We start from the raw sequence: 8279 nt of genomic DNA on the forward strand, positions 1-8279 counted from the left end.
CGTTACGGTCTCGGATCCATTGCAGTACCCTACCAACGCACCTACATCGTCGCCTGTTGAATAGATCGAGACATTGTTTAATCCAACATTTTCGATTATTGCACCATTGGTATATCCGAACAGCCCCTGATACGAGGAAATGCTCGGGCTGCTTTCCGTTCCGATTGTCAAATTGCTGATGGTGTGTCCATTTCCATCGAAAGTCCCGGTAAACGGCGTAGTTTTGCTGCCGATTGGAGCCCAGTTTGCATAACTTGACAGATCGATGTTATTCCCAAGCTTATAGCATTTATTAAGTCCCGTAGTTGAAATTGATGCAAGTTGATCCGCCGTTGTGATAACATATGGATCCGACGACGTACCATTTCCAAGCATCGCAGCATTGACAGCTACAGCTAATGTAGCTATATTCGCATTTTTTTGTAATACAGGAAACCCATTATTAACATTTGTATGGTATTCCCAATGTAAACAACTTGACAAATTCAGGCTATCAATATTCTCATTTAACGTATCCGCAAACGTTTGTGTCTGCATTTCTGCCGAGTTCATTCCGGCAGCCGCGAAAGTTCCACCGGCCAACCCGCAACCAGATATTTGCGCAACAACTCTCCAATATCCATCCGAAACTTCCCCGGAATTGCTTCCCAGAAAACTACCGGTAATTATGTTTCCAGATACGTTGGCTGCCGCATATGAATTAATTATTTTTCCTTTATTCAAGCCAGCCAATCCGCCTATATAGGATTCTGCTGTAACGCTGCCAACAGTATATGAATTTGTAACTTTACCTCTATTTTGTCCTACAAGACCGCCTGTGTAAGATGCCCCAGACACTCTACCGTTAGTGTAGCAATTTGTAATTGTCCCACTGGAATTACCTATTAATCCACCTACATCATTGCCACTACCAGCCACTTTATCTGTTGCAGATGAATTAAAGATGACGCTATTTGAGTTTTTTACATATCCTATTAAACCACCAACTGCGAAATCGCCTGACACATTACCGCCGGTTGCGCAAGAATCAGTAATTGTCTCAGCTCCATCACAGTATCCTATCAATGCCCCGATATTGTCACCCGTCGAATAGATTGAGGCATTCATTAACTCTACATTCTTGATAGTTGCGGAGCTAGTATACCCAAAAAGTCCTAGATCAGAGGAATCATCCGGGGTATCTTCATTTCCGATTACCAAGTTACTGATTGTATAGCCATTGCCATTGAAAGTTCCTGTAAATGGAGCATCTTTGCTTCCAATGGGCTTCCAGCCTGTACTGTTTGCAGGACCCGAATCTTTATATGTACCAGAGTCCTTAACACTATTTTCAGGAGACAAATCTATATTTTTCCCCAATTCATAGAATTTGCCGAGTCCCATAGACGGAATTTTCGCAAGCTGATCCGCAGTTGTAATAATATATGGATTTGAAGATGTCCCTGTTCCACCTATACTTGCAGCTTGTGCCTTCACGATATAACCGAGAGGTATACTAGAAAATAGAATTGAAAAGGTCAGTAAAATAGAAATTATTGGTTTAAATGTGTTTCTAACAATTTTAGCAATTCTTCTATCTAATTTAATGCATTTTTGCACTTCATTTCTCCTCTTTTCTCCCACATCATTTAAATAATTTACAAAAAGTCCAATAATTGGATCTTTTGTTCTATAATAATATTCCTATTCAGCCTTATTGTCAATCGAATTTTGAATTTATACTGCAAATTGAAATAAGTCACTGTAATCAAAGACATTTTTGCCGAATAAAAACACCCTGCTAAAGATGATGGTTTGGCCAACCATATCAAAATAGCAGGGAGGTTTTCTCAATGAAGGAGTAAGGCATTCCGTTTAATTTTATTAGTGTTATAAAATCTGAATTTTGGGAACATTTGAATCAGATAAAACATGACGGAATAATAATCGCTCAAGGCACTTAAGTCTTCTGCTTGCGTTATAATTCTCGTGCCTTAAACGTCAATTTTGTCAACAAATACCGTTATTCTTCACCCAGTGTTTCCAGCAATTCTTTAAAGCTGTCCATTGCGGACTGCAAATTTTCAATGATATCGGAAGCCAACACATCCGGGTCTGGCAAACTATCCAGGTCTGTTAAGGACTTGTCCTTAATCCAAAAAATATCAAGACTGGTTTTATCCCTTGCGAAGATTTCTTCGACGGTAAATTTACGAAAACGGCCATTTGGGTTTTCTTCCGACCATGTTTCAGTTCTCTGATGGTGGTTATCCGGATGATAGCACTTCACAAAATCGTCTAAGTCGGCGCGGGTCATCGGGTGCTGTTTCAGCGTGAAGTGCACATTTGTGCGGAAATCATAAATCCAGACATCCTTTGTCTGCGTTTCGGGACTGGCCGGTCGCTTATCAAAAAAAATAACATTCGCCTTAACGCCAGGCTTATAGAAAATACCGGTGGGCAAACGGAGAATCGTATGCAAATCGGTTGTTTCCAGCAGCTTTTTGCGGACAATTTCGCCCGCGCCTGCCTCAAACAGGACGTTATCCGGTACAACCACCGCCGCCTTGCCGGTGCTTTTCAGCAAAGTATTGATATGCTGTACAAAATTGAGCTGTTTATTGGAGCCTGTTGCCCAGAAATCCTGTCGTGAATAGACGAGGTCTTCTTTCTCCTGCTCCCCCTTTTCGTTGGTGAACGTCATGGAAGATTTTTTGCCGAACGGCGGGTTGGTCAGGACATAGTCGAAACGCTCACCCGGATCGGACAGCAGCGCGTCGTTGCGGGTAATGGGAACCGTACCGTAAATATCGCCAATGTTGTGCAGGAAAAGGTTCATTAAACTGAGGCGATAAGTGGAGCGTACGATTTCCCAGCCGCGAAAAGTTCTGTTTTTTAAGAATTCCTTTTGTTCGCGGTCAAGGGAATAGTGGGTTGCAATGTATTTTTGCGCCGCCAGAAAAAAGCCCCCGCTGCCGCAGGCCGGGTCAACAATGGTTTTCATCGGCTCCGGTTTCAGGCATTCCACCATGGTCTGAATCAGTGGACGCGGCGTAAAGAATTGTCCTGCGCCGCTCTTGATATCTTCCGCGTTTTTTTGCAATAGTTCTTCATAGATCTCTCCCTTGACGTCGGTGGACATGGAGGCCCAATTTTCAGAATCCACCATTTTTACAATACGGGAAAGCTTCGCCGCTTCACTGATTTTATTCTGTGCCCCCTGAAAAATCTCTCCCAGAATGCCATTCATGGTCCCTAGCTTGTCAAGGGTTGCTTTGTATTGGTCTTCCAGATCGGTTCCTGTCAGTTTGTTTAAATCGGTCCATGTATACCCGTCAGGGATGCCAAGGCTTTTATGATAGGGCGGCTTTGTGTATTCGTCCGCCATTTTTAAGAAGATCATGTAAGTAAGCTGCTCCAAATAGTCGCCGTAAGACACGCCGTCGTCATAGAGAACGCCGCACATGGACCAGACTTTTGAAATGATGGTTGAGGTTTGTTCAGACATTTGGTTTCTCACTTTCCGCAATTTGTGCTGAAACGCATTTCTGTAAAACAGTCATGGAATGATCGATTGAATTTAAGTGTTTCGTTATACTCTTCATTTCTTGATAGGTATTTTCTGTTGGAGAATCGTAAAGCAAAGCCCAGAAAAATTGTTTTAAGTCAATAACAGTAGATTCGTGGTAATGAGATATCCTATCTGCATAAGAAATATCTATTGTCAACAATTCTTTGCTCATTTGCTTTAATCGAAGATGACTTCCAATCCCAATATACCAGCTCTGGCCTATTCCAAGTGTAAATGAAGCATTGTTCAATTTTTCAATGTGCTCTTTGTCAGAATTATCAGCCATATTCGCAAGGAAAGCGGATGATACCGTTACATTTACATCCTGCGCAATTCGTTTGCCATGATTTTGTATATGTAAAACAGCTAATCCGCTTCTTATGATTTCAAAAGTGACAGTGACAAAAGCCCTATTGGTTTCCTCAAACTGGCGCTTTGATTCCGCAACCTGTTCACGGGTTGCCTTCGCCGAACGATAATTAAAAATACAAATCAGTATCGTGGCAACAACATAAATTGCGGTAATAGCGATCATGATCCAATTTGTCATTTCCACACTGGAATCTGCCATATTTACACCAGCTTCCCCTCGAAGGCTTTTTTCAGAATGCTCTGCCGCAAGGCCTGTGCCTGCCGCAAAGATTCGTTTACGGTTTTTTCAATGTTGTCGCAGACGGATAGACGAGACTCTATTTCTTGAACGATTTTCTTTTGAGTATTCAAGTTACATACCTTAATGTTCAAAAGTCTTGCTTTTTTGATTCCAAATGCTGCTTGACTTGTCGCAGATGCTCCTTTTGTAAGTTGTTGTATTACGTAAGTAGAACGAAACTGCCAATATAAATAATCGGAGTCTATTATCTTTTTTAATGGCTGAATCAAAATGACATTAGCAGAAAGGGTATAATTTTGCGGAAAAGGCAATTTAAATGGTTTTCCAATAGTTCCGATTTTTCCCATAATAAAATCACCAGAAGATAGCGTATAACGTTCAAGATGCTCACTAAGTATCGTTGGGGCAACAGTCCGCGCGAGACTAAAACGTATTTGCTCAGAATCATAATCAATATCGCCTATGCCTATGTATGGTATACCATTTAAATATTTAGAGGGAGTTCTATGACTTGGATGTGGGTCAATCATTTGAGCTACTTTATTCATTTTACATTCTGTAAAGATCTTGCCAAAAGCGCGATCCAGCACAGCCTGACGGTACATCTTCAGCCGTTCTTTTGCCGTTCGCAGTTCGGCGACACTGGCATCCAGGTTGGAGAGAAGTTCCTCAATTTTAGAAACAATGCGCTCCTGCTCGGGCAACGGGGGATAGTGTATGTTTTTCTTTTCAATATACTGATAATGCCTTGCGTAGCCTTTATCTTCAATACATTTTGTCAACACCTGAGTATAATAAAATAAGTATTTGGGTAACAAGCACTCTTTCGGTTGCAAAATTTTTATACCATCAGCTCCTGCGCCAAAAGAAAAATTAATAAATTTTACAACTTTTGTATGGTCACCGAACACTATGACAGGAAGTTTGCAATTTACTGCGCAACTCATATCATTGCTATATCCGCCAATAAGTGATTGACCTTGATCAATAATGGGAAGTTTTCCAGTTGCCAAATAATCTTTCTGCTTGGTTTTTTTATCTACAGAGATACTTGCTTTTATCACCGCTTCTTTATAAGAGAGCACTTTCCATTTTGTAGGGCATTTAACGTCTGAACCCATTTTTTCACCTTTCAGCTACGCCACCAGCGCTTCATTCATTTCCTGTAAAACCTTCAGATACTCACTGCCGAACAGCTCATAGTATCTGCCTAAGCCCCCTTTTTCGTCAAAGGGCGTCAATTCCAGATCATCCGGCTCTGCACTGAGCGAAACGGCAATATGGTCTTTAATCAATCGCAGCCACTCCATCTGTTCTTCGGAAAAATGAATATGACCGGCGTTTTTCGCCATGGTCCAGCGCATAAAGTTATAGTTTACCGTGTCCGCAAAGGGGGAAAGGGTGTCGGCGTATCCCATTTCAAACCGGATCAGGGAAACCAGGTCGGCCAGGACACGCATGGTGCTTTTTCCCCTGACCGCTCCCGGTTTGCGGACGGCGTAGCATTCCCACAACCGTTCTACGGTCATGCCACAGGGAGCTGCCGTCAGCTTTTCATAGAGTGCCTTCATCTTCTCTATGGTCATGGCGCGGTTTTGATAGGTTTCGCTGTATAGAATCCGCAGCGCAATAATTTCATCCTTGTTTTCCTCAATAAAGTGACGAAACGAGCGGATGGTTTCCTCCGCTTTCTCCATCTGCTGTGCGTCCCAGCCGGAAAATGTCACGGTATCTACATTTACCGTGTCGATTATCTGATCATGGTTTTTGCGGGCGTCCTCGACAAACTGCCGCACTTCCGGCAGGTAAAACGGTTTGACCGCCTCTGCGATTAAAGTTTCCTGAGCGCGCTCCTGTCTTTGCTCGTCCGTTTCACTCTCTTCAGGGGAAAGTGATGACGCGCGGCTCTCAATGACATCCGGATCAAAAGCTTCCAGCAGATTTTGAACTACGGACTTTACCGTCATTCCGCCCGACAGCGCTTGAAAAGTCTTCTGCTCCTTGGGAGTCAGCTCTTTGTTTAATCGGGTCAAGCGGTTGGCAAGTGACGTGAGCGTATCCTCGTCGTGGATCCCCAGCGCGACACTCATCATCAAATCCTTGAGTGCAACGGTTGGCTTGCGTTCCAGCGGGCGGGAATCGGTCTTTACCGTCCTGGTGACACCGACGGCGTCCACAAGGACATAATGCGTTTTATTGGATACGGCGGACGGCGTAACCTTCTGCAAATCATCTTTGCAAAGTGTTCTGGTACCGCGCCCCTTCATTTGCTCAAAGTAATTTTTGCTCTTGACATCACGCATAAACAAGAGGCATTCAATTGGTTTTACATCTGTGCCTGTGGCAATCATATCAACTGTAACGGCGATGCGGGGATAGTAATCGTTGCGAAAAGCGGACAGCACGCTTTCCGGATTTTCCGCCTGATAGGTGATTTTGCGGCAGAACTCATTCCCCTGGCCAAATTCCTCTCGCACGATCTGAATAATGTCATCCGCATGGCTGTCCGTCTTGGCAAAAACCAGTGTTTTGGGGACTTCTTTTCGCCCGGGGAACAGTTCTGTAAACATAGCGTTGTGAAACGCCTTGATCACGGTGCGGATTTGGCTTGGATTTACGATGTCGCGGTCGAGCTGGATGCTTTTATAGATAACGTCCTCATCCATCTGCTCCCATCGCTTCCTGCGGGACAGACGGCTTCTTCGCTCAATGAATTGTTTCAGGATCGTCGCCCCGTTTTTGCCAATTTCAGTTTCAATAGTGTAAAGATCGCCGTTGACATTTACATCATCAATGACAGCCTGTTCATGGGAATACTCACTGACCACATTCTGCTGAAAAAAGCCAAAGGTTCGTTTATCCGGTGTGGCGGTCAGGCCGACTAAAAACGAATCGAAATAATCCAGAACCTGCTGCCACACGTTATAAATCGAGCGGTGGCATTCATCGATTATAATAACGTCAAACATCTCCGGCGGATAGCTTTCGTTGTATACGACCTCTTTCGGCTTTCCTTCAATTTTCACTTCGTTGAGCGAGGTTTCCTCACAATGTTCATTCAGTTCTTCTCCGCGCAGAATGGAGTACATCCGCTGGATCGTGCTGATACAGACTTGTGCGTCCTTGGGAATATGAGAAGTTTTCAATCGGCGGATGGAATATATTTCTGAAAATGTGCGGAAATCGTCCGATGGGCGATAGGCAAGAAACTCGCGCTCCGCCTGCTCTCCCAAGCCTTTTGTATCAACTAAAAACAGAATTCTGTTTGCTTTGGCAAATTTCAGCAATCGAGAGACAGAGGTGATCGCGGTGAAGGTTTTACCGGCTCCCGTTGCCATCTGAATCAGCGCGCGCGGGCGGTTTTCCGCAAAGGAACGTTCCAGATTTTTGATCGCGGTAATCTGGCAGTCACGAAATCCGGTGGTATCAAAACTGGGAAAACGTTTCATGTTATTCCGAAGGGTTGCACTCCCACCGGCCAGCCACATTCGTAAAGTCTCCGGGCGATGAAAGGTAAAAACAGGGCGGGAACGGTATTTTTCATCAGCATAATCCGTAAAGCGCGTCAAGACGTCCGTAGCTTCATAAGCAAAGCGGATTACAGTATCGGATTTGGCCCATTGAAACGTGCTTTTGGCATACCGATAGGACTGTTCCTCTACTGCCGTAATATTTTCGCCGACCTCACTTTTCTTTGCTTCCACGACACCGACAGGAGTTCCTTCTACAAAGAGGGCATAGTCAACTGCGCCGGTACTTGTGGGGTATTCCCGTACGGCAACGCCTATACCGGCCAGCGGATTAAATTGTTTCCTGTCTTGAACAATCCACCCGGAAGCAATTAACTTTTGATCAATTTTTATTCTCGCTTTTTCTTCTGGCACCACCCATATCACCTCGCTGAATCATATTCAAATCAGACACATATGTTTTACATATTACATGTTAAATTTTATTCCATAGAATGATATATAATTTATTATATATCGCAGATTGTCGAAGAACCCACCTGACGCGTTAAGCGAAGGATGGGCTCTTTTTACAATTTGCGTGAAGAGAAAATAGAAAATGAAAAATCAACATAAAGCCGGAAGAATGACGATCCCGCCACTTCCA

Annotated in this window: 4 protein-coding genes and 1 pseudogene; all 5 read right to left on the reverse strand. The window is 43.7% G+C overall.

Features of this window, described 5'->3' with window-relative positions; genetic code table 11:
• Nucleotides 1-1599, reverse strand: a pseudogene (locus tag ACLQ3M_RS11155) (hypothetical protein); the annotation flags it as partial.
• A gap of 403 nt (nucleotides 1600-2002) precedes the next feature.
• Complete coding sequence (locus ACLQ3M_RS11160; protein WP_411677770.1) at nucleotides 2003-3487, reverse strand: N-6 DNA methylase; 1485 nt, start codon at nucleotides 3485-3487, stop codon at nucleotides 2003-2005.
• Entirely contained in the window at nucleotides 3480-4121 is a 642-nt protein-coding gene (locus ACLQ3M_RS11165; protein WP_411677771.1) for a hypothetical protein, read from the reverse strand. Before ACLQ3M_RS11165 ends, ACLQ3M_RS11160 begins: the two co-directional genes overlap by 8 nt.
• 2 nt (nucleotides 4122-4123) lie before the next feature.
• Nucleotides 4124-5284 (reverse strand): restriction endonuclease subunit S, encoded by a 1161-nt coding sequence (locus ACLQ3M_RS11170; protein WP_411677772.1) that lies wholly within the window; start codon nucleotides 5282-5284, stop codon nucleotides 4124-4126.
• A gap of 15 nt (nucleotides 5285-5299) precedes the next feature.
• A complete protein-coding gene (locus tag ACLQ3M_RS11175; protein ID WP_411677773.1) occupies nucleotides 5300-8047 on the reverse strand; it encodes a type I restriction-modification enzyme R subunit C-terminal domain-containing protein in 2748 nt (915 codons plus the stop codon).
• Nucleotides 8048-8279 lie beyond the last annotated feature (232 nt).

The sequence above is a fragment of the Caproicibacter sp. genome, assembly GCF_046707225.1.
Classification (GTDB): domain Bacteria; phylum Bacillota; class Clostridia; order Oscillospirales; family Acutalibacteraceae; genus Caproicibacter.